Source organism: Ferrimonas balearica, from assembly GCF_019802085.1.
Lineage (GTDB): Bacteria > Pseudomonadota > Gammaproteobacteria > Enterobacterales > Shewanellaceae > Ferrimonas > Ferrimonas balearica_B.
The window spans coordinates 479,544-505,616 of sequence record NZ_JAHVHV010000001.1; the positions used below are offsets into that span (position 1 = coordinate 479,544).

28 protein-coding genes are annotated in these 26,073 nt (G+C 64.8%); 15 read left to right on the forward strand and 13 right to left on the reverse strand.

All coding sequences use genetic code 11. The annotated features are described in order from the left end of the window. Nucleotides 1-159: 159 nt before the first annotated feature. From upp to hda, 4 genes are all read left to right on the forward strand, one after another. Nucleotides 160-786, forward strand: a complete 627-nt coding sequence (gene upp, locus KUV81_RS02225; RefSeq protein WP_222542212.1) for a uracil phosphoribosyltransferase — start codon at nucleotides 160-162, stop codon at nucleotides 784-786. A 61-nt stretch (nucleotides 787-847) separates the two neighbouring features. Continuing rightward, nucleotides 848-2,101 (forward strand): uracil-xanthine permease family protein, encoded by a 1,254-nt coding sequence (locus tag KUV81_RS02230; protein ID WP_222542213.1) that lies wholly within the window; start codon nucleotides 848-850, stop codon nucleotides 2,099-2,101. A 128-nt stretch (nucleotides 2,102-2,229) separates the two neighbouring features. After that, on the forward strand, nucleotides 2,230-3,297 hold the full coding sequence (locus KUV81_RS02235; protein WP_222542214.1) for a DUF2066 domain-containing protein: 1,068 nt from the start codon (nucleotides 2,230-2,232) through the stop codon (nucleotides 3,295-3,297). A gap of 58 nt (nucleotides 3,298-3,355) precedes the next feature. Continuing rightward, the gene (gene hda / locus KUV81_RS02240; protein ID WP_222542215.1) at nucleotides 3,356-4,063 is read left to right on the forward strand and encodes a DnaA inactivator Hda; all 708 of its coding nucleotides are present in this window, start codon (nucleotides 3,356-3,358) and stop codon (nucleotides 4,061-4,063) included. Between the two features lie 4 nt (nucleotides 4,064-4,067). Here hda and KUV81_RS02245 read toward each other — a convergent pair whose 3' ends face one another. Then, complete coding sequence (locus KUV81_RS02245) at nucleotides 4,068-4,451, reverse strand: protease inhibitor I42 family protein (protein WP_222542216.1); 384 nt, start codon at nucleotides 4,449-4,451, stop codon at nucleotides 4,068-4,070. Nucleotides 4,452-4,566: 115 nt separating this feature from the next. On the opposite strand from KUV81_RS02245, the gene KUV81_RS02250 reads away from it, so the two are divergent. After that, nucleotides 4,567-6,093, forward strand: a complete 1,527-nt coding sequence (locus KUV81_RS02250) for a phospholipase D family protein (protein WP_261389258.1) — start codon at nucleotides 4,567-4,569, stop codon at nucleotides 6,091-6,093. On the opposite strand, the gene KUV81_RS02255 is transcribed toward KUV81_RS02250, so the two are convergent. From KUV81_RS02255 to KUV81_RS02280, 6 genes are all read right to left on the reverse strand, one after another. Further along, nucleotides 6,090-6,656, reverse strand: a complete 567-nt coding sequence (locus KUV81_RS02255) for a 2OG-Fe(II) oxygenase (RefSeq protein WP_222542218.1) — start codon at nucleotides 6,654-6,656, stop codon at nucleotides 6,090-6,092. The genes KUV81_RS02250 and KUV81_RS02255 overlap by 4 nt on opposite strands. A gap of 55 nt (nucleotides 6,657-6,711) precedes the next feature. Beyond that, the gene (locus KUV81_RS02260; RefSeq protein ID WP_222542219.1) at nucleotides 6,712-7,554 is read right to left on the reverse strand and encodes a DMT family transporter; all 843 of its coding nucleotides are present in this window, start codon (nucleotides 7,552-7,554) and stop codon (nucleotides 6,712-6,714) included. A 73-nt stretch (nucleotides 7,555-7,627) separates the two neighbouring features. Continuing rightward, the gene (locus tag KUV81_RS02265; RefSeq protein ID WP_222542220.1) at nucleotides 7,628-9,562 is read right to left on the reverse strand and encodes a PKD domain-containing protein; all 1,935 of its coding nucleotides are present in this window, start codon (nucleotides 9,560-9,562) and stop codon (nucleotides 7,628-7,630) included. A 39-nt stretch (nucleotides 9,563-9,601) separates the two neighbouring features. Then, a complete protein-coding gene (locus KUV81_RS02270; RefSeq protein ID WP_222543329.1) occupies nucleotides 9,602-9,985 on the reverse strand; it encodes a DUF2069 domain-containing protein in 384 nt (127 codons plus the stop codon). A 5-nt stretch (nucleotides 9,986-9,990) separates the two neighbouring features. Further along, nucleotides 9,991-10,344 (reverse strand): arsenate reductase (glutaredoxin), encoded by a 354-nt coding sequence (gene arsC, locus KUV81_RS02275; protein WP_222542221.1) that lies wholly within the window; start codon nucleotides 10,342-10,344, stop codon nucleotides 9,991-9,993. A gap of 24 nt (nucleotides 10,345-10,368) precedes the next feature. Then, the gene (locus tag KUV81_RS02280) at nucleotides 10,369-11,823 is read right to left on the reverse strand and encodes a M48 family metalloprotease (RefSeq protein WP_222542222.1); all 1,455 of its coding nucleotides are present in this window, start codon (nucleotides 11,821-11,823) and stop codon (nucleotides 10,369-10,371) included. Between the two features lie 118 nt (nucleotides 11,824-11,941). On the opposite strand from KUV81_RS02280, the gene KUV81_RS02285 reads away from it, so the two are divergent. The 7 genes from KUV81_RS02285 to KUV81_RS02315 all read left to right on the forward strand — a co-directional run bounded on the left by KUV81_RS02285 (nucleotide 11,942) and on the right by KUV81_RS02315 (nucleotide 17,244). Then, the gene (locus KUV81_RS02285) at nucleotides 11,942-12,196 is read left to right on the forward strand and encodes a sulfurtransferase TusA family protein (protein WP_222542223.1); all 255 of its coding nucleotides are present in this window, start codon (nucleotides 11,942-11,944) and stop codon (nucleotides 12,194-12,196) included. Between the two features lie 17 nt (nucleotides 12,197-12,213). After that, on the forward strand, nucleotides 12,214-13,293 hold the full coding sequence (locus tag KUV81_RS02290; protein ID WP_222542224.1) for an AI-2E family transporter: 1,080 nt from the start codon (nucleotides 12,214-12,216) through the stop codon (nucleotides 13,291-13,293). A gap of 5 nt (nucleotides 13,294-13,298) precedes the next feature. Further along, complete coding sequence (locus KUV81_RS02295; protein ID WP_222543330.1) at nucleotides 13,299-13,925, forward strand: PolC-type DNA polymerase III; 627 nt, start codon at nucleotides 13,299-13,301, stop codon at nucleotides 13,923-13,925. A gap of 65 nt (nucleotides 13,926-13,990) precedes the next feature. Further along, a complete protein-coding gene (locus KUV81_RS02300; RefSeq protein ID WP_222542225.1) occupies nucleotides 13,991-14,806 on the forward strand; it encodes an ion transporter in 816 nt (271 codons plus the stop codon). 141 nt (nucleotides 14,807-14,947) lie between these two features. Then, the gene (locus KUV81_RS02305; RefSeq protein ID WP_222542226.1) at nucleotides 14,948-15,817 is read left to right on the forward strand and encodes an alpha/beta hydrolase; all 870 of its coding nucleotides are present in this window, start codon (nucleotides 14,948-14,950) and stop codon (nucleotides 15,815-15,817) included. After that, nucleotides 15,814-16,416 (forward strand): TetR/AcrR family transcriptional regulator, encoded by a 603-nt coding sequence (locus KUV81_RS02310; RefSeq protein WP_222542227.1) that lies wholly within the window; start codon nucleotides 15,814-15,816, stop codon nucleotides 16,414-16,416. The genes KUV81_RS02305 and KUV81_RS02310 overlap by 4 nt, the downstream gene beginning before the upstream one ends. 63 nt (nucleotides 16,417-16,479) lie before the next feature. After that, entirely contained in the window at nucleotides 16,480-17,244 is a 765-nt protein-coding gene (locus tag KUV81_RS02315) for a CPBP family intramembrane glutamic endopeptidase (RefSeq protein WP_222542228.1), read from the forward strand. A gap of 4 nt (nucleotides 17,245-17,248) precedes the next feature. Here KUV81_RS02315 and KUV81_RS02320 read toward each other — a convergent pair whose 3' ends face one another. Continuing rightward, entirely contained in the window at nucleotides 17,249-18,166 is a 918-nt protein-coding gene (locus KUV81_RS02320; protein WP_222542229.1) for a M14 family metallocarboxypeptidase, read from the reverse strand. A 234-nt stretch (nucleotides 18,167-18,400) separates the two neighbouring features. Between KUV81_RS02320 and KUV81_RS02325 the strand changes: the two genes are divergently transcribed. After that, a complete protein-coding gene (locus KUV81_RS02325; protein WP_222542230.1) occupies nucleotides 18,401-19,099 on the forward strand; it encodes an NAD(P)H-dependent oxidoreductase in 699 nt (232 codons plus the stop codon). A gap of 60 nt (nucleotides 19,100-19,159) precedes the next feature. Here the strand turns inward: KUV81_RS02325 and KUV81_RS02330 are convergent, their stop codons facing one another. After that, complete coding sequence (locus KUV81_RS02330; protein ID WP_222542231.1) at nucleotides 19,160-19,558, reverse strand: hypothetical protein; 399 nt, start codon at nucleotides 19,556-19,558, stop codon at nucleotides 19,160-19,162. Between the two features lie 624 nt (nucleotides 19,559-20,182). On the opposite strand from KUV81_RS02330, the gene KUV81_RS02335 reads away from it, so the two are divergent. Further along, nucleotides 20,183-21,883: an ammonia-forming cytochrome c nitrite reductase subunit c552 gene (locus tag KUV81_RS02335; protein WP_222542232.1), complete on the forward strand. Its 1,701-nt coding sequence runs from the start codon at nucleotides 20,183-20,185 to the stop codon at nucleotides 21,881-21,883. A 294-nt stretch (nucleotides 21,884-22,177) separates the two neighbouring features. Then, nucleotides 22,178-22,741: a hypothetical protein gene (locus tag KUV81_RS02340; protein WP_222542233.1), complete on the forward strand. Its 564-nt coding sequence runs from the start codon at nucleotides 22,178-22,180 to the stop codon at nucleotides 22,739-22,741. Between the two features lie 127 nt (nucleotides 22,742-22,868). Here KUV81_RS02340 and KUV81_RS02345 read toward each other — a convergent pair whose 3' ends face one another. From KUV81_RS02345 to KUV81_RS02360, 4 genes are read right to left on the reverse strand one after another with little or no spacing between them, the layout of a single operon-like run. Continuing rightward, nucleotides 22,869-23,381 carry a DUF3299 domain-containing protein gene (locus KUV81_RS02345; protein WP_222542234.1) on the reverse strand — a complete coding sequence of 171 codons (513 nt, stop codon included), beginning with the start codon at nucleotides 23,379-23,381 and terminating at the stop codon, nucleotides 22,869-22,871. 7 nt (nucleotides 23,382-23,388) lie between these two features. Beyond that, nucleotides 23,389-24,639 (reverse strand): ABC transporter permease, encoded by a 1,251-nt coding sequence (locus tag KUV81_RS02350; protein ID WP_222542235.1) that lies wholly within the window; start codon nucleotides 24,637-24,639, stop codon nucleotides 23,389-23,391. Continuing rightward, nucleotides 24,633-25,322 carry an ABC transporter ATP-binding protein gene (locus KUV81_RS02355; protein WP_222542236.1) on the reverse strand — a complete coding sequence of 230 codons (690 nt, stop codon included), beginning with the start codon at nucleotides 25,320-25,322 and terminating at the stop codon, nucleotides 24,633-24,635. The genes KUV81_RS02350 and KUV81_RS02355 overlap by 7 nt, the downstream gene beginning before the upstream one ends. A gap of 4 nt (nucleotides 25,323-25,326) precedes the next feature. Beyond that, on the reverse strand, nucleotides 25,327-26,058 hold the full coding sequence (locus KUV81_RS02360; protein WP_222542237.1) for a DUF2796 domain-containing protein: 732 nt from the start codon (nucleotides 26,056-26,058) through the stop codon (nucleotides 25,327-25,329). Nucleotides 26,059-26,073: the final 15 nt, after the last annotated feature.

Here is a 26,073-nt window from a genome sequence, read left to right on the forward strand (position 1 = left end):
GCGAGGGATCCCCAAGCCCGTAGGGCGGTTGCCCGGCGGGGCCCCGGGCACCTGCGCCAGATCACATTCCCGGCCCCGAACTCGACCGAGGATCTTCCGCAGGCGGAAGGAAACACGCTAAAATTCCGCTAATTTGTCTGGCGAAACCTGGAGATGACGATGAAGGTCACCGAAGTCAAGCACCCCCTCATTCAACACAAGCTCGGCCTGATGCGCGAAGCCGAGATCAGCACCAAGCGGTTCCGCGAGCTGGCCAAGGAAGTCGCCGCGCTGCTGACCTACGAGGCCACCGCCGACTTCGAAACCGAGAGCGTGACCATCGATGGCTGGAACGGCCCCATCCAGGTCAACAAGATCAAGGGCAAGAAGGTTACCGTGGTGCCGATCCTGCGGGCGGGCCTGGGCATGATGGACGGGGTGCTGGAGCACATCCCCTCCGCCAAGGTTTCCGTGGTGGGGATCTACCGAGACGAAGAGACCCTGGAGCCGGTGCCCTACTTTGAGAAGCTGGTGTCCAACATCGAGGAGCGCATCGCCCTGGTGGTGGATCCCATGCTGGCCACCGGGGGTTCCATGATCGCCACCCTGGACCTGCTGAAGAAGCGCGGCTGCACCCACATCAAGGTGCTGGTGCTGGTGGCGGCGCCGGAGGGGATCAAGGCCCTGGAAGCCGCCCACCCGGACATTGAACTGTTCGCCGCCTCGGTGGACGATCGCCTCAACGACAAGGGCTACATCCTGCCGGGCCTCGGCGATGCCGGAGACAAGATCTTCGGAACCAAGTAATTCCAGACAGCGGCGCCGGGAACGGCGCCCTTTTTTTGCCAATAACAACACGGAGAAACCCATGCAAGCGAACTCTTCTGCCTCCTCCGACGTGGGGGACAGCGTGCCGACCGCCACCTGGCGTCAGGCCCTGGCAGGCAGCCAGATGCTGTTTGTGGCGTTCGGGGCCCTGGTGCTGGTGCCCCTGCTGACCGGACTGAACGTCAGCGTCGCCCTCTTTACCGCCGGGATCGGCACCCTGATCTTCCAATTCGTCACCAAGGGCCAGGTGCCGGTGTTCCTGGCCTCCTCCTTCGCCTTTATCGCTCCCATCTCCTACGGCGTGGCCGAGTGGGGCATCGCCGACACCATGGGTGGCCTGATGGTGGCAGGCATGGTCTACATGCTGCTCTCTCAGGTGGCCCGGGTCGGGGGTGTCGAGGCGATCAACCGCGTGCTGCCGCCGGTGGTGGTGGGCCCGGTGATCATGGTGATTGGTCTCTCCCTGGCGCCGGTGGCGGTCTCCATGGCCCTGGGTTACCAGGGGGACACCCAGGTGGTGCCTACCGCCACCGCCCTGACCATCGCTCTGCCGACCCTGCTCACCGCGCTGCTGGTGGCGATCTGCGGTCGCGGCATGCTGCGCCTGCTGCCGATCCTCTGTGCCATCGTGGTGGGCTACAGCCTGTCGCTCGCGTTCGGCATCGTCGATTTCAACCCGGTGGTCAACGCCGCCTGGTTCGCCCTGCCGGACTTCACTGCCCCCAGCTTCAACTGGCAGGCGATCCTCTTCCTGCTGCCGGTGGCCATCGCTCCGGCGGTGGAGCACATCGGTGACATGGTGGCGATCTCCAACGTCACCGGCAAAAACTACGTCAAGAAGCCGGGCCTGCACCGCACCCTGATGGGCGACGGCCTGGCCACCAGTGCCGCCGCGGCCTTCGGTGGCCCGCCGAACACCACCTACTCCGAGGTGACCGGCGCGGTGATGCTGACCAAGAACTACGATCCCAAGGTGATGACCTGGGGCGCGCTGTTCGCCATCTCCCTGGCGATGATCGGCAAGTTCGGTGCCCTGCTGATGACGGTACCCACGGTGGTGATGGGCGGCATCATGATCCTGCTGTTCGGCTCCATCGCCGCGGTGGGGATGAACACCCTGGTCAAGCACCAGGTGGACATGACCGACTCCCGCAACCTGGTGATCGTGGCGGTCACCCTGGTGTTCGGCATCGGCGGCATGGCCTTCCCCTTCGGCGATTTTGTGCTCGAAGGGATCGCCCTGTGCGCCATCACCGCCATCCTGCTGAACCTGGTGCTGCCCAAGTCCCGCTAAGGGCATGACAGACCAGCACAAAGGGGAAGCCGACGGGGCTTCCCCTTTTTTGTGCCCGAGAGGGCAGCGCCGGGCGCCGGGGCAGCAAGTTAACCTTTGCCTATGATAGACTTGCCCGAGGATCCGATATGAGAAGACCAACCGTGCGAACGATTCTGATGCTGGCCCTCTGGCTGCCCCTGACGGCGATGGCCGCCCAGGTAGATAACCTCTATCGCGGTGAGGTGGAGGTGGCCTCCCGCAGCAACGGGGATCGCCAGAGTGCGACCCGGGATGCCCTGGCCCAGGTGCTGGTGCGGGTGACCGGTGATGCCGCCATCCTCGAGCGTCCTGAGGCCCAGTCCCTCACCCGTCAGGCCAACAACCTGCTGCTCAGCTACGGCTACCAGAGCGGGCCGCCGCTCAAGCTGGAGGTGCTGTTCGATCAAAACCGCATCGACGCCCAGTTGCAGCAGGCCCGCCTGCCCATCTGGGGGGCCCAGCGGCCCCAGACCCTGATCTGGCTGGCCACCGAGCAGGAGGGGGAGCGTCTGATGCTGAGCGATGGCACCGAGGCGGTCGAGCCGCTCACGGCGGACGCCCAGCGCCGCGGCCTGCCGCTGATGCTGCCCCTGATGGACCTGGAGGACACCATGGTGGTGAGCCTCAACGACGTCTGGGGCAACTTCGTCGGCCCCATCGCCCAGGCGTCCGAGCGCTACAGCCCCGATTTCTTTTTAAGCGGCCGGGTCAGCCCCGATGGCAACCAGTGGCGCTACCAGATGAGCCTGTTTAACCCCCAGGGGGAGTCCGAGTTCGGCATTCGCCGCGCCCTGGTGCGCCGGGACGGGGTGGCCGAGAGTCAGGACGCCGCGGTGTCGGCGATGCTGGCGGATCTGGCCCAGTACTACGCCCAGCGCTACGCTGCGGTGGCCGGGGATCAGGACAGCCAGAGTCAGCTGGTGTTTGAGCTGGCCGGGGGCATTGAGCAACTGGTGGCCCTGGAGCGCTACCTGCGCAGCCTGACTCCGGTGCGGGATCTGACCATTCACAGCGTGATGGGCCGGGAGATCACCTTCGATCTGGAGCTCATCGGTGGGATCCGCGAAGTGGAGCAGCTGCTGTCCCTGGAGCCCCGGGTGACCCTGGTGGAGGTGGAGCCGGGCTTTGCGCAAGATCTCGGCGATCAACCCCGCTACCTCTGGCAGGATCGCTGATCCCAGACCGGGTCGTGGTACACTGGCCCGGTTGATTTGACTGGAGTTCCTTCCACACGTGACATCCCGTGCCCCAATGCAGCTGTCCCTGGCCGTTCATCTGCCGGATGACGAAACCTTCCAGAGTTATTACCCGGCGGGCAACCAGCAGCTGATCGACTCACTGAGACAGGCCGCCTCCGGGGCCGGGGAAACCGTCACCTACCTGTGGGGCAGCGCCAAGTCTGGCCGTACCCACCTGCTGCACGCCGCCTGCGTCCACGCCGGCGAGCAGGAGCGCTCCGCCTTCTACCTGCCACTGGGGATCCACGCCTCCATGTCCCCCGCCATCCTCGATGGCCTGGAGGATCTCGCCCTGGTTTGCCTGGATGACATCGACGCGGTCAGCCGTCACCCCCTGTGGGAGGAGGCGCTGTTCAACTTCTACAACCGGGTGCTGGAGAAGGGCAGCTGCCGCCTGGTGGTCTCCGCCCGGGCCCCGGCCAACCAGGCCGGCTTCCTGCTGCCGGATCTGGTCTCCCGCCTCAACTGGGGGATCCACTACCAGCTGCACCCCCTCACCGACGACGCCAAGCTGGCGGCCCTGCAGCGCCGGGCCAAGATGCGTGGTTTGGAGCTGGAAGAGGAGGTGGGGCGCTTCCTGCTGACCCGCCTGGCGCGGGATCTGCGGACCCTGTTCGAAGTGCTCGACCGGCTCGACAAGGCCTCCATGGTGGCCCAGCGCCGCCTGACCATCCCCTTCGTCAAGGAAACTCTGCACCTCTGAGCCGCTACTCCACGGTCACCTGCAACGCGTAATGCTTGGCCGCCGGGAGGGTGGTCTCCCAGGGTCGGCCGTAGGTGAGCTTTAAGGTGACAGTCCCCGGCCGCCCGGCCACGAAGTGCAAGCGCTCCTCACCCGGCGCCCCAGCCAGTTCGGCGCCGCTGGCGGAGACAAATTCTGGCTCCCCCTCCATCGCCAGTACCGGCCCGATCTCCTCCGCCAGGTACCAGCCAAAACCGGTGCTGGGATTGGACTCCAGGGCCACCACCAGCGACTGCCCCGGGCTTAGGGTGATCACCCGGCCGTTATGGGCCTCATCGACCTCCACCACAGAGGCCTGGGTGCAGCCCGCCATCGCCAGTACCAGTACGCCAACCATTGCCCACTTCATTTCGGCCTCCGAGGTTTTTGACCGCCAGAGTATAGGCCAGGACTGTCGGGCAAAGCCTTGAGGGACTAATACTTACCTCTGCCAATCGCAAAAGGGGGAGGGGCCTGTGCGCGCGATGCTGCTGGGGATGGCCCTGCTGCTGGTCGGTTGTGCCGGGTTGCCGGACAACACCCAGCGCCAGGACAGCCGGATGATCCGGGATGTGGACGACACCCTGCTGGGGCGGTTGACGGCCTCCATGACCGAGTCCCGCCCCGGGCTGACCGGGATCTACGAGCTAGGGGAGCCGATCAACGCCTTTGTGGCACGCCTGGCGATGATCGAAACCGCCGAGAAGAGTCTCGACCTGCAGTACTACATCTGGCACGACGACATGACCGGCCGGCTGCTGCACAACCGCCTGCTGCAGGCGGCGGACCGGGGGGTGCGGGTACGCCTGCTGCTGGACGATCTGGACACCGCCGGTAAGGACACCATGCTGCACCTGCTGGACGCCCACCCCAACATTGAGATCCGCCTGTTCAACCCCTTCCCCCACCGCGGCAGTCGCCTGGTGGGCTTTGCCACCGACTTCGGCCGGCTCAACCGACGGATGCACAACAAGACCATCACCGCCGACAACAGCGTTACCGTACTCGGGGGGCGCAACATCGGTGACGAGTATTTCAATGCCGACGATGAGGTGGTGTTTGGCGATCTGGACGTGCTCTGTGTTGGGGTGGCGGTGGAGGAGGTCTCCATCCAGTTCGATCTCTATTGGAACAGCCCTTGGGCCTACCCAATGGCGCTGTTTCGAGAGGGGCCGCCCATCACCGAGGGTCAGCAGGCGGCCTTTCGGCGCCTCTCCGATGCGGAGCTTGAGGTGGCCCGGGAGAGCCGCTACGCCGACGCCTTGAAGCAGACGGAGATGGCCCGGGCCGATGCCCTGACGCAACTGGACCTGACCTGGGGCGTCGCCCGGGTGGTGTACGACGACCCCGGCAAGGTGGGGGGGCTCAGCTTGTCCACCGACACCCATCTGGCGCCGGAGCTGCTCAAGTCCATGGCCACCTCCGAGAACGACCTGCTGATCATCTCCCCCTACTTTGTCCCCGGGGATCGCATGGTGGCCTACTTCGATGACATGGTCCGTCGCGGGATCCGGGTGCGCATCGTCACCAACTCCCTGGCCGCCAACGACGTGCCCGTGGTGCACGCTGGCTACAGCCGCCGGCGCCAGGCCCTGGTGGCCAGCGGGGTGGAGCTGTATGAGTACAAGGTGGACCTGGACGCCGACGGCAATCGCCCCCGCAGCCGGGTGTGGCAGGGGGCTTCCCGGGGCAGCTTGCACGCCAAGACCCTCACCTTCGACCAGCGCTTTATGTTCGTCGGCTCCTTCAATCTGGACGCCCGCTCGGTGCTGCTCAACACCGAAATTGGCGTGTTGTTTGAGAGCCCCACCTACGCCCAGCGGCTGTCAGACAACGTCGAAGCCAATGGCCTCATCAAGGCTTACCGCCTGGAGCTGGAGGAGGATGAGCTGCGCTGGGTGACGCTGGAGGCGGACGAGCTGGTGCGCTACGACACCGAGCCGGACACCAGCTGGTGGGACCGCTTTTCCAACTCGGTGCTGCGCTGGTTTGTCCCGGAGAGCCAGCTCTAGCGCCAGCGGGGGCCGACGATCCAGGCCACCATGGAGTAGCGCACCCCGCGGGTGATGGGGGTGACTCGGTGCATCACGAAGCTGGGGAAGGCGACGATGGTGCCCCGCTCCCGAGGCGCCGGCTTGTTTTTGTTGGTGTAGAAAAACTCCAGCCCGCCCCCTTCGTACTGGGCCGGATCCGACAGCTGCACCGAGACGCTGATCTTGCGTCCCGAGGTCTTGGCGCCATTGTCCATGTGCCAGGTGTAGAACCCCTCATCGGACTCATGGTAGCGGGCCACCTGCAGCCGGCCCTCGAAGCGGTCGATGTCGAAATCGAAGTGCTGGCGGTTGAGCCGCTGCACCACCTGCCACAGCCGCTGATAGGCCCAGTCGAATGTCTGACGATCCAGCCAGTGCACCTTGGAGCGGCGGATGCTGTTGTCCCCCACTCGGCCGGCGATGGTGCCGTCCATCAGATCGGCGTTGGCGGCGGCGATGATGCGGTCCATCTCCTCGGCGCTGAAGCAGGGCTCCTGCACCACGTGACGATCGAAACCTTCGACGGGGGGCGTTTGCGTCATGGGCACACTCTTTGGGGAGGCATAACAAAAACCTAGACCAGCGATGGCGGGCTGACTAGGTGCGCCGGGCGTTGGCGCTGACCACCAGGGCGATCCCCCCCAGCACCAGCGCCGAGGCCAGTACCAGACGAGCGGTGACCAACTCCCCGGCCAGCAGCACCCCACCCAGGGCGGCCAACAACGGGGCGGCCAGTTGGACCACTGCGGCGGTGGTGGTGGAGAGCGCGGTCAGGGCCCGGTACCAGAGGGCGTAGCCCAGGGCCGAGGTAAGGGCGCCGGAGGCCACCGCCAGGGCCAGGCCGCGGCCACTGGGCCAGGACTCCGGCCAGGCCAGCAGGGCCAGGGGCAGCGCAAAGGGCAGGGTGCGCAGGAAGTGCCAGGCGGTCTGTTGCAGCGGCGCCGGGCTGCCCCGTCCGGCCAGGGTGTAGCCGGCCCAGGCGATGCCCGCCAGGGCCATCAGGGCCGCCGCACCCGGAGCCGGGGCGTGCAGGCCCGGGCTCAGCAGCACCACCAGACCCGCGAAGGCCAGCGCCAGGCCCAGCCACTGCCAGTGGCCCAGGGAACCCTGACGCAGGGCCGCCAGGATCATGGTGATCTGCACGGCACCGAACAGGATCAGCGCCCCGGTGCCGGTCTCCAGGGCCAGGTAGGCGTAGGAGAAGGCGATGGCGTAGACGAACAGGGTCAGGCCGCCCCACCAGGAGCCCCGGGCGTTGGCCACAGGCGCGCGTCCGACCAGCAGCAGCCAGAGGGTCAGCACCCCGCTGACCAGCCGCACCATGGTGAAGCTGGCCGCATCGATGCTGCCGTCCGCCAGGGCCAGGCGGCACAGTACCGAGTTGCCGGCAAAGGCGATCAGGGCCGCCAGGGTATAGAGGCTGGTGCTCAGGGGCGTCATGGCCGGTTCCGTTTAGGCAATCTACTGAGGTATAGGCGAAAAAAACCGGGGCGGGGCCCCGGTTTGGTTGTGCTCAGTGCAGCAGCGGCGGGCTGTAGCGATGTCGGCTGCCCTGGTGCCAACGCCCTTCCAGGGCCGGGCCCGGCAGGCTCAGGGCCTCGGGCTGGGCCAGGGCGGGGGCCGCCGCCGGGGCGGTCAGCTGCAGGTTGCCGCCCCAGGAATCGCCGGGGCGCATCGGCACCGGGGTGTCCAGGGTGGCAATCAGGTCGTTCACCTCCGGCAGGATGGCGTTCAGCACCAGCGACAGGCGGTTGGCCAGGTCACCCTCGCCGATGCGACCGCGCTGACCCCAGTCGACGATCAGGGTATCGGCGGTGAGCACCGGCGGCAGGTTGGTGACCGCCACATCCCGGTGGATCCCCAGGCGGTGCTGCATCATCGCCTCCTCGAACAGCATCGCCAAGTCTTCCCGCTCGGTGGAGTAGGCGTAAAAGTCGCTGGCGTAATCCGGCGCGAAGAAACCGGTCACATCCGAGGGCAGGTAGGCCTTCTCGGCGTCCGTGGCCGACTCCCCCTGGAAGTTGACCCCGGCCAGGCCGTACAGCTCCTGGCTGTTGAGCGGGTAGCTGTTGTTGAGCTGGTCGGAGACGATCCCCTCGTCCACCCGGGCCAGGTAGGCCTCCCACAGGGTGGGGGCGTTCAGGCTGCCGTGGGTGCTGCGGGGGAAGAAGTCGTTGGCGTGGGCCAGCTCATGGTAGAGCAGCGAAGCCAGATCCGGCTCCAGTTCCGACCAGGGACGCTCGAAGCGGGTCCATCGGGGGTAGTAGAGGCTGGCGTAGTCGTTGTTCCTGACGTAGCGCCAGGGCATCAAAAACTGCAGCTCGGAGCCGAAGCCGGAGCGGTAGTCCGGGGCCTCGTTGATGGTGTCCCGCTGCCAGGGCTGGGTCCAGAGATCTTCCGGGTCCAGGTAGATGGCGCCGGTGACCACCCAGTAGAAGGAGGGGCGCACGTCGTAGCTGATCACCACCGCAGAGACGGCGCTCAGCAGGCGACGGAAATCGCCGTTGTCGTCCCGCTCCCGCAGGAAGGTTTCGAACTGCTCGCCCATCCAGGGGTGGGAGACCAGCACCCGGTCCAGCACCTCGTCGATGGTGGGATCGCCACTGCCGTCACCAATCAACGGCAGGGCGCTCATAGCGCAGGGGTCGACGATCAGCGGGTTGTAGACGCAGCCCTCCAGACCGTCTCGCCAGGGGCTGTCCTGGCGATAGGCCTGCACCCGGGCAAAGCCGGGCTTCTGCAGCCCCTCGGCCACCAGGCCCATCAGGGAATCGCTGGGCGGGGTCACCTCGTTGGTCACCAGCACCCAGGCCAGATCTTCGCCGCTGCCAGTGGTGGTGGTGCCGGTGGCGCGGAACACCAACAGGGTGTCCTCCTGCACCATGGGGGTGGTGAAGGCCAGCAGCTCCGGCTCCTCGTTCACCCAGTTGCTCACCGCCGGGCCGCTCACCTGCTCCCATCGAATGTCCCCCGGCAAGAGGCCATTGGCGTTGAGCGGCTGCACCCGCAGGCTGACCCGGTTGCCCTCGGTGACCATGTGATCCCGCAGGATGTTGACCCCGTCGCTGCTGCCGGCGGCGGTGAAGCTCACCGTTTCGGCTTCGCTCTCACCGGCGGCATTGGTGGCGGTGACCTGGAACTGGTAGTTGCCGCTGGCGGGGATCTCGAAGGCCGCCAGGGGGCCGGTGGGGTTGGCGATGTTGACCGCCGGACCGGTCAGCTGCTCCCACTGGTAGCGAAAGAGTCGGCTGTCCGCGCCCTCGATCCGGGCCCGCAGGGCGATGGCCTGGCCCACGGCCTGACCATCATCGGAGCGGGTGAGGCTGAGGCTGCCTTCCGGGGAGGGGCCCGGGCCGGGTCCGGGATCCGGGTTCGAACTGTCCCCGCCACTGCCGCCACAGGCGGCCAGGCCAAGGGTCAAAAGGGTTACCAACGTCCATCTGGTCATACTTCGACTCCTGTCAGTGTTGACCTTGGCCGGGGTGGCTCAGGTCTTGGATGATTTCTTCTTCAGCCCCAACCCCAGCTCGCGACCACGGTGGCGGGCGTAGTAGGTACTGGCAAACAGCCACAGCAGCAAGCTGGCCAGCACCACCGAGGCGATAAGGCGCTCATCGGGGTTGACCCACCAGCTGGTGGCGGCCCACAGCAGGTACAAACTGGCGATAAAGCCCGACCAGGCGTGGGTGTAGGCTTTGCCCTTGATCAGCCCTACGGCGGGCAACAGCAGGGGGATCAGCAGCGCCACCTTGAAGCCCAGGCTGTAGCCGTTGTCGGCGCCCAGCACCAGGCTCCATAAAGGCAGCAGGATCAGACTGATAAGGTAGCCTACCCGGGCCAGGTTCAGCCAGCGGGCAGTGGTGGTGGCCATCTCGCTCACGGCAGGATCTCCAGCACCGCTTCCGGCGGCCGGCCCAGGGCAGCACGCTCACCGACGATCACTACCGGGCGCTCGATGAGCTTGGGGGTGGCGACCATGGCGGCCAGCAGGGCCGCATCGTCGGCCCCGGCCAGGTTCTGCTCCTTGTACTCCGCTTCCTTGGTGCGCATCAGCTGACGCGGTGCCAGGGCCAGCTTGGCCAGCACCGACTGGATCTCGGTGTCGCTGGGCGGGGTGTCCAGGTACTTCACCACCTCCGGCTCGATGCCGCGCGCTTCAATCAGGGCCAGGGTCTGTCGGCTCTTGGAGCAGCGGGGGTTGTGCCAGATCACGACGGTGGTGTCACTCATGTCAGTTCCTTCTTGGGTTGGGTCTTAGAGGTTGCGCATCTGCTGTTCCGCTTCGCGCAGCTGCTTGATGCGGGCGTCGATGCGGGCCAGCTGCAGGGGGTTCTCCCGGCTCTGCCGGTAGGCGTGCTGCAACTGGTCGATGGCGCGGGGATAGTCCGCCCGCAGGGCCAGGATCTCCGCCTGCACCATGTGGCGCTCGGCGTCCATCTCCAGGGCCTTGTAGGTCTGGGCCAGCAGGTCATACACCACCATGTTGTCCTTGGAGAGGATCAGGTGGCGCTCCAGCAGGGCACGGGCCTTCTGGGGCTCCTTGGCGGTGAGGTAGGCGTTGGCCAGGTTGAGGTCGATCACCGCGTTGTTGGGGCGGTTCTTGCGGGCCTGTTCCAGCATGGCGATCGCTTCCGGGGCGCGCTTGGTGGCCAGCAGGATGTCGGTCTGGGTGTCCAGGTAGAACAGGTTCTTGCGGTCGGATTGGCGCAGTTCGGCGATCAGCTTCTCCGCGTCCTCGTAGTTCTCCATGCGGAAGTGGGTCAGGGCCAGGCCGTACTGGGCCGCCTCCTTGAACGTGAAGGTGTTGCGGGAGAGCTGGCGCTGGTACTGATGCAGCAGGTGATCGGCGCTGTAGGCGGAGAAGCGCACCTCGGCCCGGGCCTTGGCCAGCTGGAACATCAGGTTGTCCGGGACGTTACGCTGGGGGTACTGGGAGGCCCGCGCCCGGGTGTCGGCGATCCGCGACTCCGGCAGGGGGTGGGTCATCAGCATCGCTGGCGGCTTGCTGGCGAAACGGTACTGGGCCGCCAGTTTGCCGAAGAAGCTGGGGGAGGCGTAGGGGTCGAAGCCCGCCGCCACCATGGTCTGCATGCCGATGCGGTCCGCTTCCAGTTCGTTGGAGCGGGTGTAGTTGATCTGGCCCTGGGCGTTGATGGCCAGAGTGGTCTGCAAGGCGGCGATCCCCGCCTCCGGGGCCGCCATCGCCAGCAGGATGGAGCCCAGCACCCCGGCCAGGGTGGCGGGACCGGTTTTCTGCTGGGCCTCGATGGAGCGGGCCAGGTGGCGCTGGGTGACGTGGGCGACTTCGTGCGCCAGTACCGAGGCCAGCTCACTCTCGCTGTCGGCGTAGTGGAACAGGGCGCTGTGCACGCCCACGTGGCCGCCGAAAAAGGCGAACGCGTTGATGTCTTTGTTGTTGATCAGGAAGAAGGTGAACGGCGTCTTGACGTTGCTGGCGTGGGCCACGATGCGGTGCCCCACGTCATTGAGGTACTCGGTCATCACCGGGTCGTACACCACCGGCAACTGGCCTCTGAGCACCCGCATGTAGGCGTCGCCGATGAGGTTTTCCTGGTCGATGGTGAGGGTGCCGGCGGCCACGGTGCCCAGCTCCGGCAGTTCGTTGGCGGCCCGGGCGACGGCGATGCTCACACCCATTGCCAGCACAAACAGCAAGGGGGCGATAAAACGGGGGGTAATCTTCTTCACTTCAATCTTTCTAAACCTGCCTTGTGACCTAGTTTACCGTTAAAAAATTCTGTAGAGCTAGGCGTTTGTGGTTTTGGCCCTGGCGGGCAATAATAGGCGCCAAATGACCCTATCCCCAATGCAAACGCAGTCCAGCAGGCCATTGCAAGTGTCTTTACAGATCCTTGATCTTCGCCAGGAGCGCTGTCCCATGGCGATGGTGAAAGTCAAACTGGCGTTGAAACAGCGTCAAAGCGGGGAGAGCCTGCAGTTCCTCCTGTCAGACCCCGGAAGTCGGCGAGATGTTCCCCGCTGGCTGGACAAGGTGGGGATCCCCTATGAGCGACAGGAGTGCGCGGCCTATCTGACTCTGCTTGTCGAGGCGCAATCTTAAAGGAAGCAACAACATCCATGTGGAACCTGGTACGCAACTGGTATCGAGACAAGTTTTCTGATCCCCACGCCGTGACCCTGGCGGTGATCCTGCTGGTGGGCTTCGCGGTGATCTACTTCTACGGCAAGCTGATCATGCCCCTGCTGGTGGCCGTGGTGCTGGCCTATCTGCTGGAATCCCCTGTTTCCTGGATGACCCGAAGAGGGTTGCCCCGGGGCGTTTCCGCCTCGCTGGTGCTGGTGCTGTTCGCCGGGGCCATGCTGGTGGCCACCTTTGTGATCCTCCCCGCCCTGTGGCGCCAGGGGGTGGCCCTGGCCACCGAACTGCCGGCCATGGTCAGCCAGTGGCAGAAGCTGTTGATGACCCTGCCGGAGCAGTACCCAACCCTGATCGACGAAGCCCAGCTGGCGGGCCTGGTGGCCAACTTCAACGCCTCGCTACTGAGCACCGGGCAGAGCCTGGTCTCCCACTCCCTGGCCTCCCTGGTCGATCTGGTGGCCCTGATGGTGTACGCCATCCTGGTGCCCCTGCTGATGTTCTTCTTCCTCAAGGACAAGGACGTGCTGGTGGGCAGCCTGGGCCGCTTTATCCCGGACAACCGGGACCTGGCGGAGCAGGTGTGGGGCGAGATGAACGTGCAGATCGGCAACTACATCCGCGGCAAGGTGATCGAGATCCTGATCATCGGTACCGTCAGTTACCTCACCTTCTTCTTTATGGACCTGCGCTACGCCGCCCTGCTGGGGGTGGTGGTGGGCCTGTCGGTGCTGATCCCCTTTATCGGTGCCACCGTGGTGACCATCCCCGTGGCCCTGGTGGGCTTCTTCCAGTGGGGGATCTCCCCGCAGTTTGGTTACCTTATCCTCGCCTACGGCATCATCCAGGCCATCGACGGCAACGTGCTGGTGCCCCTGCTGTTCTCCGAGGCGGTGAACCTGCACCCGGTGGCCATCATCGTCGCGGTGCTGATCTTCGGCGGCCTGTGGGGCTTCTGGGGCGTGTTCTTTGCCATCCCCCTGGCCACCCTGGTCAAGGCGGTGGTCAACGCCTGGCCCTCGGAGGAGCATCGCGCCCAGGCCCTGGAGAGCGGCGAGTGACGGTATTGGCGGAGCGTCCGGCACTGGATCTGGTGGTGCTGGATTTTGAAACCACCGGCCTGGCCCCGGACCGGGGCGACCGCGCCATCGAGGTGGGGGCCGTGCGGCTGCGCCAGGGCCAGGTGGTGGATCGCTTCCAGGGGCTGATGAATCCGGGCTTTGCCGTCAGCGGCTTTATCGAGTCCTTCACCGGGATCAGCAACGCCATGCTGGCGGACGCGCCTCCCTGCGGCCGGGTGATGAGCGACTTCGCCGACTTTCTCGGCGACGACAACCTGGTGGCCCACAACGCCGCCTTCGACCGTCGCTTCCTGGACGCCGAGCTGGCAGCATTGGGGCGGCCCTACGCCGGCGATTTCGTCTGCTCGCTGCTGGTGGCCCGCCGCTTCTACCAACAGGCCCCCAACCACAAGCTGGGCACCCTGGTGCACTACAAGGGGCTGGCCCACGATGGCGTGTTCCACCGGGCCCTGGCGGACGCCGAGATGACCGCCTCGCTGTGGCGCACCATGGTGGCGGAGATGCAGCAGCAAAGCGGCGTCCGCAGCCTGCGCTTTGCCGATCTCAAGCGCTTCTCCCAGACCCCCAAGGCCAAGGCCCAGGCGTTCCTCGGCGCCCTCGCCAACGCCTGACACTGGCCAGCGGCCGGTTTCCCGCTCACACTCTAGTCACCCCTGGCCACCTGCACGAGGCCGCCATGACGGATCGCAAAACCCGCTGGCGCCGGGTGATCTTCGCCACCGACACCCAGGCGGGTCACCGCTTTGACCTGGCGCTGATCCTGGTGATCCTCGCCAGCGTGCTGGCGGCGATGCTGGACAGCGTCGAGTCCCTGCACCAGCAGTACGGCCGGCTGTTCTACCTGCTGGAGTGGGGCTTCACCCTGCTGTTTACCCTGGAGTACGCCGTTCGGCTGTGGGTCAGCGAGCATCGCCGGGCCTACGCCTTCAGCTTCTACGGCCTGGTGGACCTGCTCTCCATCCTACCCACCTACCTGAGCCTGCTGTTCCCCGGCACCCACTACCTGCTCACCATCCGGGCCCTGCGTCTGCTCAGGATCTTCCGGGTGATGAAGCTGGCCAAGTTCATGGGGGAGGCGAGTCAACTGACCCAGGCCCTGGTGCGCACCCGGCGCAAGATCGCCGTGTTCATGTTCTCGGTGCTGGTGGTCATCATCATCTTCGGCAGCCTGATGTACGTGATTGAGGGGCCGCAAAACGGCTTTACCAGCATCCCCCGCAGCATCTACTGGGCCATCGTCACCATCACCACCGTGGGCTACGGCGACATCTCGCCGCAAACCCCCCTGGGCCAACTGATCGCCTCCCTGGCGATGATGACCGGCTACGGCATCATTGCCGTGCCCACCGGCATCGTCACCGCCGAGATCTCGGTGGCCCGCACCCGCTGGAACCGAGAGAAAAGCTGCAGCGCCTGCCACTGCGACGACCACGACGCCGACGCCCGCTACTGCAAGCGCTGTGGGGCCGAGTTGTTGACCCCCAGCGAGTAGTTTTCCAAAAAATTTTGCCCCGATTTTTGTCGGCCCTTTAGGGGGTTGGCAAAAACAGGCCGATCGCCGCTGGACAAAAAGTACACTTGTACTAATCTGGAATAGTACAGTTGTACTGAAGCCTGACGCAGGAGCACAGCGATGACCTTCAATTACTTCAACCAGGGCGGCCTGACCGCCGGATTCACTGCCATGGGGCGCGGCGCCACCGGTTGGTTCAGCCGCCATCTGCCCAACCTGAGTGCCCAAATCGGCACCCGATTCCTGCTCAGCCCCAACGGCAAGCGGGACACCCACTTCGACGGCATGGAACCGGACGCCATCCTGGCGCTGCACTGCCAGCTGGGTCGGGTTCGGGTGAACCTCTTTGGCCAGGGCCAGGGCCAGCGCTATGCGGTGATGAGCCACGGTTGGGCGGACAATGGCCAGAGCTTCCAGCACCTGGTGCCGGCCCTGGTGGCCCAGGGGTACCGGGTGGCGGTCATCGACCACATCGGTCACGGCCGCTCGGAAGGCAAGCGCGCCCATCTGCCGGCCTTTATCGAAACCATGAGCGCCCTCATTACCACCTTGGAGGCGGACGGCGGCAAAGTGGAGCTGCTGGTGGGGCACTCCATGGGGGGCGTGGCTACCCTCAACCTGCCCGCCGAGCTGCTGAGCGGCCGTCAGGTGATCCTTATCGCCGTCCCGGTGCAGTTCTTCGAGCTGATGTTCGATGCGGTGGAGCGGCTGGGGATCGCCCGGGGCTTCCTGATCCGGGTGCTGGAGCGAGTGACCGCCGGTTACGGCATCGATTGGCAGGAGCTGCGCGCCGAGCGTCACCTGACCAAGCTGCACGACAACGTGGTGTTCATCCACGACCGGGAGGACCGCTTTGCCCCCTTCGCCCACACCGAGCGCTTCGCTCGGCAGGCCAAAGCGCGGATGATCGTCACCCAGGGACTTGGCCATCGGCGGATCCTGGGTGACACTGGGGTCATCAACCACATTCGCGAACTGGTGGCGGCATGAACAAAGGCGAGCGCACCCGGCAGCAGATCCTCAACCAGGGGATGAAGTACAGCGGCCAGTACGGGTTGTCCGAGGTCACCATCGGCACCGTATCGGCCCTGTGCGGCCTCTCCCGCACCGGGGTGATTTCGCACTTCAAGAACAAGGAAGACATGCAGATCGCCATCCTCGAGTACAGCGAGGCGCAGTTTCTCGAGCATGTCCTGAAGCCCGCCCGGCGCCCCGATCCCCTCGAGCAGCTGACGGCCCTGTTTGACCTGTGGCAGAACTGGACCGAGCGGGTGTTTGAGCAGGGGCAGATCAGCTGCCCCCTGGTCAAGGCCCTGGTGGAGTACCAGCATCGCCCTGACTCGGCGGTGCGCCGCTTCGCCATCGGCCAGCAGCAGCGGCTGCTGGATTACCTGGTTCGTCTGATCCACAAGGGCGTCAGCCAGGGGGCCCTCAAAGCCGACACCCCCTGTGAAGCGCTGGCTTACGAGCTCTTTATCCTGAACCTGGGCCACACCGTTACCCAGAGCGCCGCCCCCTTCGAAGGGGCGCGGGCACACTTCGAAGCGGCGGTGCAGGCCCGCTTAAACCAGCATCGGGCGGTGCAGTAACCCCTTTAAAAGCGATTGAATTATCGCCAGCTTGGTCCTATTCCTTCCTCACTTGGCGCCCCCATGCCCCAGCGTGATTCACTCCGGCCCCTGGGCCGTTTCCTGTTGCTTACCTTTGGCCTGAGCTGGAGTGCCTGGTTTCTGGGGCAATCCCTGGGCCTGCCCCAGACCCTGCAAACCCTGGCCGTAACCCTGGGCCCGGCCCTGGCCGCCTGGTGGACACCGGTGAACGGGCGGCGGGTTACACCCGACTGGCGCTGGCGACCGGACGCCTCCCTCACCCTGGTGCTGGCCCTGCCCCTGACCACGGCGGCGACGGCGCTGGGCTTTGGTGGGGCTCTGCCCTGGTCTGCCTGGCCTTCGCTTTTGAGTCTCTACCTGATGCAACTGGCTACCGTGGCCCTGTGGGAGGAGCTGGGTTGGCGTCACTGGCTGCAGCGCTACCTGCAGGGGCGCTATCCCCTGGCGCTGGCCATCGGGGCAACGGCCCTGTGCTGGCTGTGCTGGCACGGGCCCAAGCTGTGGCTGCTGGGCCGCGATGGCGCGGTACTGGTGGTGTTGATCCTGGCCTCGGCGGTGCTGCTGGGGCTGCTTTGGCGGCGCTGCGACGGGGCACTCTGGCCGGTGGTGCTGCTTCACGGGGCCCTCAATGCGCCGCTCAACTGGGTGGAGCGATATGGGGGGCTCGCCTTGGAGGCGCTGGTGGCGGGATGGTGGCGTGTGGCGCTGGGGTACGCGGGGTTGGCGCTGCTGGCGGCCCTTATCTGGCGCCGCAGGCAGGGGGAGAGAAGGGCCGGAGGAGTAAGCAGGGGGCCGACGGCCCCCTGAGTGTTCAGCGGTTCAGCAGGTGGTCCAGGGCGCCGGTGATGGCGGCGATCTGGGCCCGGTTGCACTGCTCCGGCGTGGCCTTGGGGCTGTCCGGGTAGACCTCGGTGGTGGTGACGTAGGGGGCGTCGGTCATGCCGCCACAGAGGAACAGCGAGCGTTTGGGGTAGTGGATCACCCCCTCCTGCTGCACCGGGGCGCCGATGATCAGGCCCTGGTCGTCCGCCGGGGCGATGTGGGTCACCTGGCGCACCGCGTCGATGATCGCCTTTTGGAAGGCATCCTGGGCCCGTTCGCTGTCGTCCACCGTGTAGAAGCCGTCCGGGATCCCCTCCTTGGCGGCATCGAAGGCTTTGCCGTCACGGGCGGCCAGGGCCGGGCGGAACTCGCTCTTGTCGCTGTCGGTGGTCTCGTGCAGGTCCAGGTGGGCCAGGAAGGCCACGCCCTGGGCCTGGACGTAGGCCAACGCCGCTGCGGCCTCTTCGGAGGGGCTGTCGGGACGGAAGGAGCGGTTGGGATCCACGCAGAGGGGGTTCCAGCGGTTGATGGTCTCGTACCCCCAGGGGCTGATGCAGGGCAGCACCAGCAGGTCCACCTGGCCGGCGTACTGCTCAGCCACGGCATCGAGAAACGCCAGGGCCCCCTGGACGCCGCTGGTTTCGTAACCGTGCACCCCACCGGTGATCAGCACCTTGGGACGCTCCGCCTGCCAGTGGCGGCTTTTCACCGCAAACAGGGGGTAGCGGTCGGCATCGTAGGAGAGGGCGCCGTACTGCTCGATGTCGAAGCGCTCGGCCAGGGCCTGTACCTTGGCCACCACCTCGTCGGCGTAGTGGCGCTGGATGACGGTGGCGGTGCGCCACTGGGCCTTATGGCTGTCGTCCCAGGGCTGGCCCGGGGTGCCGATGGGGTAGAATCGGTTCATTGCTTAGCAGACTCCTTGGCTTGGGGGCCTTGAGAGTACCGCCCGAACCCCGGGGACACAATGCGCAAGGGGTCCGACCCCGCCAAGATTATGGAACAAAAGATCCATAGTGATTGGTGCCTGGCTCCCTGTTTTGCCCGGTGGCCCGCTTGTTAACATGCGCTCCGTTGTTGGGTCGTGACCGCCGGGGGCGGTGTCCGACCGGTTACCTTCCCCAAATCAGGAGTGCGCAGCATGACCACCGACACCCAAGCGATCCAGAGCCAGATCCTCGACGCCTTCGAGTTCCGTCACGCGACCAAGGTGTTCGACCCCGAGCGTAAGATCAGCGACGACCAGTTCCACACCATCTTGGAAGCGGCGCGCCTGTCCCCCAGCTCCTTCGGCTTCGAGCCCTGGCAGATCCTGGTGGTGCAGTCTCCGGAGAAGCGTGAGCTGTTCCGCGAGTTCGCCTGGGGGGCCAATGGCGCGTTCAACGGCACTGACGGTCAGTTGGGCACCGCCAGCCACTTTATGATTTTCCTGGCCCACACCGACGCCACCATGAAGCACAACTCCGAGTACCAGCAGCGCTTTATGAAAGAGGTCAAGCAGCTGCCGGAGGAGGTGATCGGCTTCATCAACCAGGCGTTCCAGAAGTTCCAGGAGCACGACTTTCACATCGAAGGCGAGCGCCAGATCACCGACTGGTCCGCCAAGCAGGCCTACATCGCCATGGGCAACGTGATGAGCGTTGCGGCTCTGATGGGCATCGATTCCTGCCCCATCGAAGGGTTCGAGATGGATAAGACCGTCGCCGTGCTGGAGGAGCACTTCGGGGTGGACGCCAAGCTCTATAAGCCCGCCGTGATGGTGGCCCTGGGCTACCGTGCCGACGAGCCGCAGTTCCCCAAGACCCGTCGCAGCCAGGAGCAGATGGTCCAGTACTTCTAAGCGGCCCTCATCCAAACCGAAAAACGCGCCCAAGGGCGCGTTTTTTGCGTTCTGCCCGGCTCAGTGTTGCAGCTCAGACTGGGACGGAAGCGTCTGCAGGTCGGTGTCCAGGCATTGGCCTTTGCGGATAAAGCGGGCGTTAGGGCAACTGCCGCTGCCGCCGAACTCCTTGCCGTCACAGCCGCAGTAGGTGGCAAAGTCCATGGTGCAGGGGCGGTTGGGGTTGACGCACTGTCCGTAGCTGCCGTCGCCCGGGCAGCCCTGGCCCTGACACACCAGCGCGCCCTGGCAGTCGCCGTTGGTGAAGCAGCGATCCCCTTCGCCGGGCAGAGTGCCGGGCTGGGGCACGGGTACGGCGTCGTCGACGCTGGGCTGGGCCGGTGGGGCGCTGGTCTGGGTGGAGTCGGCGGACTGGCAACCGACAAGGACAAACAAAAGCAGCAGGAGCGAGGCGCGCATGGGGCCTCCTGGGCAGGGGGATGGAATTCAACTGTAGTTGATTGATGGGCAATCGGTTTGTCCTTGGACTCAGAGGGGGAGGTGGGGGTTTTGGGCCCCAATTAGTGCCCTAACAGGCCAATGCCCTAAAAGACCATAGCCGATATGGAATTAACTAACTTGGCTTTCAATATTTGCTTTAAAAAAGTGGAATAACCTTTCTCACCTTGTCTTGTATTTTTTGATGTGAGCCATTTATGAACGGAGGATATATATTTATATCCGAAGTTCAACTTGGCAAAAACGGAATTAAAAGTAGAAAGGAATATTCATTTTATGGTGCTTGAATAAGAGCTTTTATCATTTGGGACTTGCTGAGACGCGCCACCAATCCACTCTCTCTCGCTAACAAAATCGCCATCGATTGTCTGAATTGCAGTCGATAAAGCTTTATCGAACGGCATTTGTTATCCGGATCACCGCCCAAATACCTCTTTGGGTATACCACCAAAGAGGTATTTGATATTACCCAGATCACACTTTGTTTTATTTGCAATTTTGCGGGTTGTGAAATGTGAAATTCCGGTGCTTAAATCAATCACGCAATGGGCCTGTTGCAACAAAAAAGAAATGCAGAGGGATATGATGAAACATAATAAATTGCTTATTGCTGTGGCCATCTCGGCCGCGCTTGCAGGTTGTAATGATGATGACACCGTTCAGGTAGAGTGCGGTGAAGGCTCGGTACTGAACCCGGACACCAACGTCTGTGAAGTGGCCCCGGTTCCGCCGCCGGTGGAGTGTGGGGAAGGCACCATCCTCAACCCGGACACCAACACCTGTGAACTGCCGCCCTCCGAAGGGCCCGTTGATTTCTACAACAGCGACAACTGGGCGGAGACCTTCCCGGAGCAGCACGCCTCCTGGGCCGAGACCGAAGAGAACACCCCCGAGGGTGGCCCGGAAGATCTGCTGGAAGCCAACCCCAACCTGGTGGTGGCCTGGGCCGGTTACGGCTTCGCCAAGGACTACAACCGCGCTCGTGGGCACCACTTCGCCATGACCGACGTGATCTCCTCCTTGCGCACCGGCAGCCCCATGACCATGAACGGCGTGGTGGTGGGCGAAGCGATGGCCGCCAGCTGCTGGGGCTGTAAGACCCCGGACATCGCCCGCATGTACGACGAGATTGGCGAAGCCAACTTCTCTGACAACTCCTGGTCCACCTGGGGCCACGAGATGGCCAACACCATCGGCTGTGCCGATTGTCACGAGCTGGGCGATGACCAACTGCGCCTGTCCCGCCCCTACACCGACCGTGCCATGACCACCATCGGCCGCACCTTCGAAGCCCAGGACATGGCTGAGAAGGGCAACCAGGTGTGTGCACAGTGCCACGTGGAGTACTACTTCGACGGCACCAACTCCAAGACCGTGAAGTACCCCTGGGACTTCTGGAAGCCGGGTGTGGAGACCGACTACGCATCCCACGTGGGTTACGAAGGCACCGACGGCCTGTACGAGGGCTTCGCCTCCGAGGCGCAGCTGGCCTACTTCGACTCCATTGGCTTTAAGGACTGGACCAACGCCATCTCCGGTGCGCCGAACCTGAAGACTCAGCACCCCGAGTACGAAAACCTGGTGGACCGTACCAGCCACACCATGAGCAGCCACATGGACTTCACCTGCGTGACCTGCCACATGCCCAAGGCGGAGAACGACAGCGGCCAAGCCTACTCCAGCCACAACGTGCGCTTCGACGCCAACAAGCTGCCCAGCAACTGTCAGGGCTGTCACGACGCCGACGCCTTCGACGGCTTCCTGTCCGCCCGTAAGGCCGAGATCAACGCCCTGCGCTTCGGCGACAACGGCACCGACGCTCGCCTGACCGAGCTGCACTTCAAGGCCCAGGCCATCTGGTCTGCCAACGGGGTGGAAGGTCTGAAAGAGGGCCGTACCATCGGCGAAGCCAAGGCCAACTACGAGGGCGCGCTGAAAGCGGGCACCGAACTGGCCGGTGAGATGGACAGCCTGCTGACCAAGATCCGTAACGCGCAGTGGTTCTGGGACAGCGCTACCGCCTCCCACGGCATCCACGCCCACAACAAGGCCGAAGCCATCCGCCTGCTCGAGAAAGCCAACGGCATCATCGACGCGGCCCTGGTGGAAGCGGACGCCCTGCTGCAGAAGTACGACCCGGACTACGTCTTCGACATCACCACCGTCGACACCAAAGCCAAGGCTCAGCCGCTGGCCGGTCTCGACCTGGAGAAGATGGAAGCCGACAAGGCCGAGTTCATCACCGAGCGGGTGGAGAAGGAGTGGCCCCACGAACTTAAGCAGTAAGGGCTGACCCTTGGCGATACACCCCAAAGCCGGAGCGATCCGCTCCGGCTTTCATCTCATCCCAATGGCATCGCCAAGTTCGCTGAGGGACCTCATCACCCCGACGCGATAAACCCGGACCCTGCTTAAGTCAGGCATCCCCAAGCTCATCACGATAATGGCGTGATTGGGCATCGGGGATGCCTTTTTTTGTGCCTGTGCCCAAGGCTTGTGATGGGCCCCAGCGCTGTGACACAGTGAGGGTGACCCAAGGACCGGGTCGGGAAGCCAACGAAAGGAGAGGGGGAGCACACCATGAAACGGGCAGCCGCAATCGCACTGCTGATCTTCAGCCCGGTTTTAGAGGCCGAACCCTCTATCTGTACCCCCGAGCAGCATCGGATCGCCACCTGGTTTCAGTCGCCTAACCACTGGCACCCAACGGCGATGGAGATCCATTTTTGGACCGATTTTGGGGTACTCATTCCTCGTCTTGGGGAACAGATTACCTCCATCTATTCACATCGGATCGGCAATACCATCATGTGGCGTAATGGGGCCTCTGCATCGACTTTGGAGGGCGAGGAGTGGCAAGACCTGCGAACGCTGATAGCCCCAGGAGAGACGCGGTGTTTTTCGCCGAGCGAAGCGCAGCGCGATTTGAAACAGGCAGCCGTCCTCTTGCGCGCTGATAGGCCTATCTTGATGTGGCGGGAGGGCAATCAGGTACACCTTTTGGGGACCTCAAAGCACTTAAAGGAATACTTGCTGACGACCGACTTTTTTGACGGTGATGAGATGCACAGCCGCCATTTGAACTTTGCCGCTGAAGACCTGTTGGGCAGGGCGCCCTCCAGCGAGAAGGTGGGCAACCCATAAGGGTACCGCCAAGGTGCCTTGGCCTGGTCCCGATGGTAAGAAGCTAAGCAGGGTAGGGCATTCCGAAAGACCTGCCTCCAGATACCACAAAGGCGCCTTGCGGCGCCTTTTTCTATGGCGATGGCCCTTAGCCCTCGTCGTAGGGGGTGGCCAGGGTGGCCTCCAGGGTGTAGCCGGCGGAGAACTCCTCGATGGAGAAGCTGGTGGTGCGCAGGGTGCCGGTCACCCAGATGGCGTCCCAGATGATGTCCAGGGGGATCCCCTCTTCGTACTTGACGTACACCAGCTGGTTGGTGGGCGGCGGCGGCACGTGGACGCAGGCGCCAAAGTAGGGCACCAGAAGAAACTCAGTCACCTTGGTTTCATCCCCCTCCAGCGGCACGATAAAGCCCGGCAGACGGATGGTCTTGCCATTGAGCTCCGGCACCACTGGGCCGGTGGACTGGATCCAGGGATCCCCACCCCCCATCAACTCCTCCTCCGGGCCAAAGGGCGAGCCGGCGTGGGGGTTGGCGGGCATCAGGGGTTGGTTGCGCTCGCTTTCCGGGCGCAGGTCATCCCATTCCAGGACCTGGACGTCGTCGGCCAGGGCCAGGTTGAAGATCATCAGGCCAAAGGCCAGGATCACAAGCTTCTTCATTCCATCCTCACAATCTTTGGGTCAGTCCATCGGCCAGCGTGTGTCGATAGGCGCGCCAGGCCGGGATCAGCCCCGCCAGGGAGCCGGCCACCTGTACCGCCGCCATCATCCACAAGATGGTGCCCGATGGCAAATCCAGGCTCAGCACCAGGCCGTACTGCTCCAGCGCAAAGGGCGCCAGCACCAGCACCACGCCCTGGGCCAGCAGGTAGCCCAGCACCGTGCCGATCAGGGCCAGCAGTGCCGCTTCGGCCCACAGCAGCAGGAAGATGTGCCGGGGACCGGCGCCCATGGCCCGCAGGATCGCCATCTCGCGGCGGCGCTCGTTGAGGCTGGCCAGCAGGGTGGTGAGCATGCCGGTCAGGCCCACCGCCACCACAAAGGCGGCGACGATGGCCAGGGCTTTCTCCGCCTGGCTGAGTAGGGTCCACAGCTCCGCCAACGCCATCCCCGGCAGCACCGCCGACAGCGGCTCCGCCCGGTAGGTGTTGATGGCCCGCTGCACCCCAAGCAGTTGGAACTTGCTCTCCAGCCCCACCAGGAAGGCGGTGATGGTCTTGGGGGTCAGGTCCATCTGCTTGACCTGGTCCACCTCCACGCCGTGGGTGCGCACGCCCCCCTGCCAGCCCACGTGGATCGCCTCGATGGCCTCCAGTGACACATGCAGGGTGCGATCCACCGGGGTGCCGGTGGGCGCCAGGATCCCCACCACGGTGAAGGGCATGTCGTCGTGCAGCGAGAAGCTGGTGGAACCGCCGGCCCCATGGGCTAGGGCCAGCTCGTCACCGAGCTTGTAACCGAGCTTGTTGGCCACCTCGGCACCCAGCACCACCTCGAACAAACGGTCGAAGCGCTCCCCCTGGGCCAGGCTCAGGGACTGCTTCCGACCGAACTGGTAGTGGTCGAAGTAGGCCTGGTTGGTGCCCAGCACCCGGTACCCCCGGTGCGAGTCCCCCAACGACAGCGGGATGGTCCAGGCTACGCCGCGGGTCTGGGACAGCCGCTCATAGGTTTCCCAGCCGATGTTGTTGGTGGCGTTGCCCAGGCGGAACACCGAGTAGAGCAGCAGGTTGATGTTGCCGCTTCGAGCGCCCACCACCAGATCCGTGCCGGAGATGGTGTTGGCGAAGCTCTGCTTGGCCTGGCTGCGCACCAGCTCCACGCCGATAAAAAGGGCCACCGCCACGGCGATCACCGTCAGGGTCAGCAGCACCGAGGTGAGGCGGTTGCGCAGACTTTGCAGCATCAGGGTCAGCATGGCCGCACCTCCGTGCCCTGGTCATGGACATGAAGCTGGTACTGGGTGTCCACGCACTCGGCCAGGGCCGGGTCGTGGCTGACCAGCAGGAGGCTGGAACCCGCCGCCTGGCACTGGGCGGTCAGCAGCGCCATAAAGCGGTCGCGGCTGTCCGGGTCCAGGGCCGAGGTGGGTTCGTCCGCCAAGATCAGCGCCGGGCTGCCCAGCAGGGCACGGGCCACGGCGACCCGCTGCTGCTGGCCTACCGACAACTCGGTGACCGGCCGGGCCAGCACCGATTCGGGCAGCTCCATGGCGGCCATCAGGCGGCGCACCTCGGCTTCAGGCTGGGTCACCCGCTTGCGTCGCTCGGGGGCGAACTTGAGCGGCAGCAGGATGTTGTCGTGCACGCTCAGGTAGGGCAGCAGGTTGAACTGCTGGAACACGATGCCCATCGCCTCGGCCCGAAGCCGGTCGCGCTGACCGGCGCTCAGGGTGCTGAGCTCGGTGCCGGTCAGGCGCAGGGTGCCGGTATCCGGTTTGAGTACCCCGGCGATGAGGTTCAGCAAAGTGGACTTGCCGCTGCCGGACACGCCGCGCAGCATGGCCCGCTCACCGGCGGCCAGAGCCAGCCGGGGCAGGCTCAGGCTGCGGCCGGAGCCGGGCCATTGATAGGAGAGGTGGTCAATCTCGAGTTGGTGCATCGGCTTACCATTGGGCCACGGGGGAGGAGGGGGTCAGCTCGGCACCACCGCTGCCGGTCTCGCTGAGGCGCTGCAGGGTCAGGCGGTGGATCTCCGGGTAGTGCTTGAACAGCGGCACCTTAAGATCGGTGACCGGGCCTTCACACTGCCAGAACCACTGGGCTTCCAGCTCCATATGACCGGACGCGCTGGGGTCTTCCAGGCCCGCCGGCGGGGTGATCTGCACCTCGGTGGCCTGGCAGTTGGCATCGCGGCTGAGCTCGAAGAAGCGGTGACCGGCGGTCAGTTGGCCCAGCACCCGGCGTACCAGGGCTTCCTCGTCGGCGTTTTGCGGCGCCCGCTCGAAGCCCCAGAGGCTGTCGGTGGGCAGGCTCAGCCCCACCATCACCTGCTCACCCTCCTGGATCAGGGTCAGCTGACCTTCGCCATGGACATGGGCGCCGTGGCCCTCACCATGGTCGTGGTCATGGTCGCCATGGTCGTGCCCGTCATGGGCTGCATGGTCGTGGTCGCCATGGTCGTGACCCTCATGGGCCGCATGGTCGTGAGCCTCATGATCATGGCCGTCGTGGGCCGCGTGGTCATGGCCATCGTGGCCGCCTTCCTGGACCGAAGCGGTGGCCGCATGGGCATGGTCATGATCGTGGTCATGATCATGGTCGTGATCGTGGGGGTGGCAGGCGCTCAGGGTCAGGGCGGCGGCGATGGCGGTGGCGGTCAAAGTCAGGGTTTTCACAAGGGGTTCTCCGGT

Coding starts and splice junctions, on each gene's coding strand:
- KUV81_RS02345 (WP_222542234.1), bottom strand. CDS start 23,381: ATGAAGAAGCTTGTGATCCTGGCCTTTGGCCTGATGATCTTCAACCTG.
- KUV81_RS02300 (WP_222542225.1), top strand. CDS start 13,991: ATGACGGATCGCAAAACCCGCTGGCGCCGGGTGATCTTCGCCACCGAC.
- KUV81_RS02235 (WP_222542214.1), top strand. CDS start 2,230: ATGAGAAGACCAACCGTGCGAACGATTCTGATGCTGGCCCTCTGGCTG.
- KUV81_RS02255 (WP_222542218.1), bottom strand. CDS start 6,656: ATGACGCAAACGCCCCCCGTCGAAGGTTTCGATCGTCACGTGGTGCAG.
- KUV81_RS02285 (WP_222542223.1), top strand. CDS start 11,942: ATGCAAACGCAGTCCAGCAGGCCATTGCAAGTGTCTTTACAGATCCTT.
- KUV81_RS02335 (WP_222542232.1), top strand. CDS start 20,183: ATGAAACATAATAAATTGCTTATTGCTGTGGCCATCTCGGCCGCGCTT.
- KUV81_RS02340 (WP_222542233.1), top strand. CDS start 22,178: ATGAAACGGGCAGCCGCAATCGCACTGCTGATCTTCAGCCCGGTTTTA.
- arsC (WP_222542221.1), bottom strand. CDS start 10,344: ATGAGTGACACCACCGTCGTGATCTGGCACAACCCCCGCTGCTCCAAG.
- KUV81_RS02330 (WP_222542231.1), bottom strand. CDS start 19,558: ATGCGCGCCTCGCTCCTGCTGCTTTTGTTTGTCCTTGTCGGTTGCCAG.
- KUV81_RS02265 (WP_222542220.1), bottom strand. CDS start 9,562: ATGACCAGATGGACGTTGGTAACCCTTTTGACCCTTGGCCTGGCCGCC.
- KUV81_RS02325 (WP_222542230.1), top strand. CDS start 18,401: ATGACCACCGACACCCAAGCGATCCAGAGCCAGATCCTCGACGCCTTC.
- KUV81_RS02270 (WP_222543329.1), bottom strand. CDS start 9,985: ATGGCCACCACCACTGCCCGCTGGCTGAACCTGGCCCGGGTAGGCTAC.
- KUV81_RS02260 (WP_222542219.1), bottom strand. CDS start 7,554: ATGACGCCCCTGAGCACCAGCCTCTATACCCTGGCGGCCCTGATCGCC.
- KUV81_RS02245 (WP_222542216.1), bottom strand. CDS start 4,451: ATGAAGTGGGCAATGGTTGGCGTACTGGTACTGGCGATGGCGGGCTGC.
- upp (WP_222542212.1), top strand. CDS start 160: ATGAAGGTCACCGAAGTCAAGCACCCCCTCATTCAACACAAGCTCGGC.
- KUV81_RS02350 (WP_222542235.1), bottom strand. CDS start 24,639: ATGCTGACCCTGATGCTGCAAAGTCTGCGCAACCGCCTCACCTCGGTG.
- KUV81_RS02230 (WP_222542213.1), top strand. CDS start 848: ATGCAAGCGAACTCTTCTGCCTCCTCCGACGTGGGGGACAGCGTGCCG.
- KUV81_RS02310 (WP_222542227.1), top strand. CDS start 15,814: ATGAACAAAGGCGAGCGCACCCGGCAGCAGATCCTCAACCAGGGGATG.
- KUV81_RS02250 (WP_261389258.1), top strand. CDS start 4,567: ATGCTGCTGGGGATGGCCCTGCTGCTGGTCGGTTGTGCCGGGTTGCCG.
- KUV81_RS02305 (WP_222542226.1), top strand. CDS start 14,948: ATGACCTTCAATTACTTCAACCAGGGCGGCCTGACCGCCGGATTCACT.
- KUV81_RS02290 (WP_222542224.1), top strand. CDS start 12,214: ATGTGGAACCTGGTACGCAACTGGTATCGAGACAAGTTTTCTGATCCC.
- KUV81_RS02355 (WP_222542236.1), bottom strand. CDS start 25,322: ATGCACCAACTCGAGATTGACCACCTCTCCTATCAATGGCCCGGCTCC.
- KUV81_RS02315 (WP_222542228.1), top strand. CDS start 16,480: ATGCCCCAGCGTGATTCACTCCGGCCCCTGGGCCGTTTCCTGTTGCTT.
- KUV81_RS02320 (WP_222542229.1), bottom strand. CDS start 18,166: ATGAACCGATTCTACCCCATCGGCACCCCGGGCCAGCCCTGGGACGAC.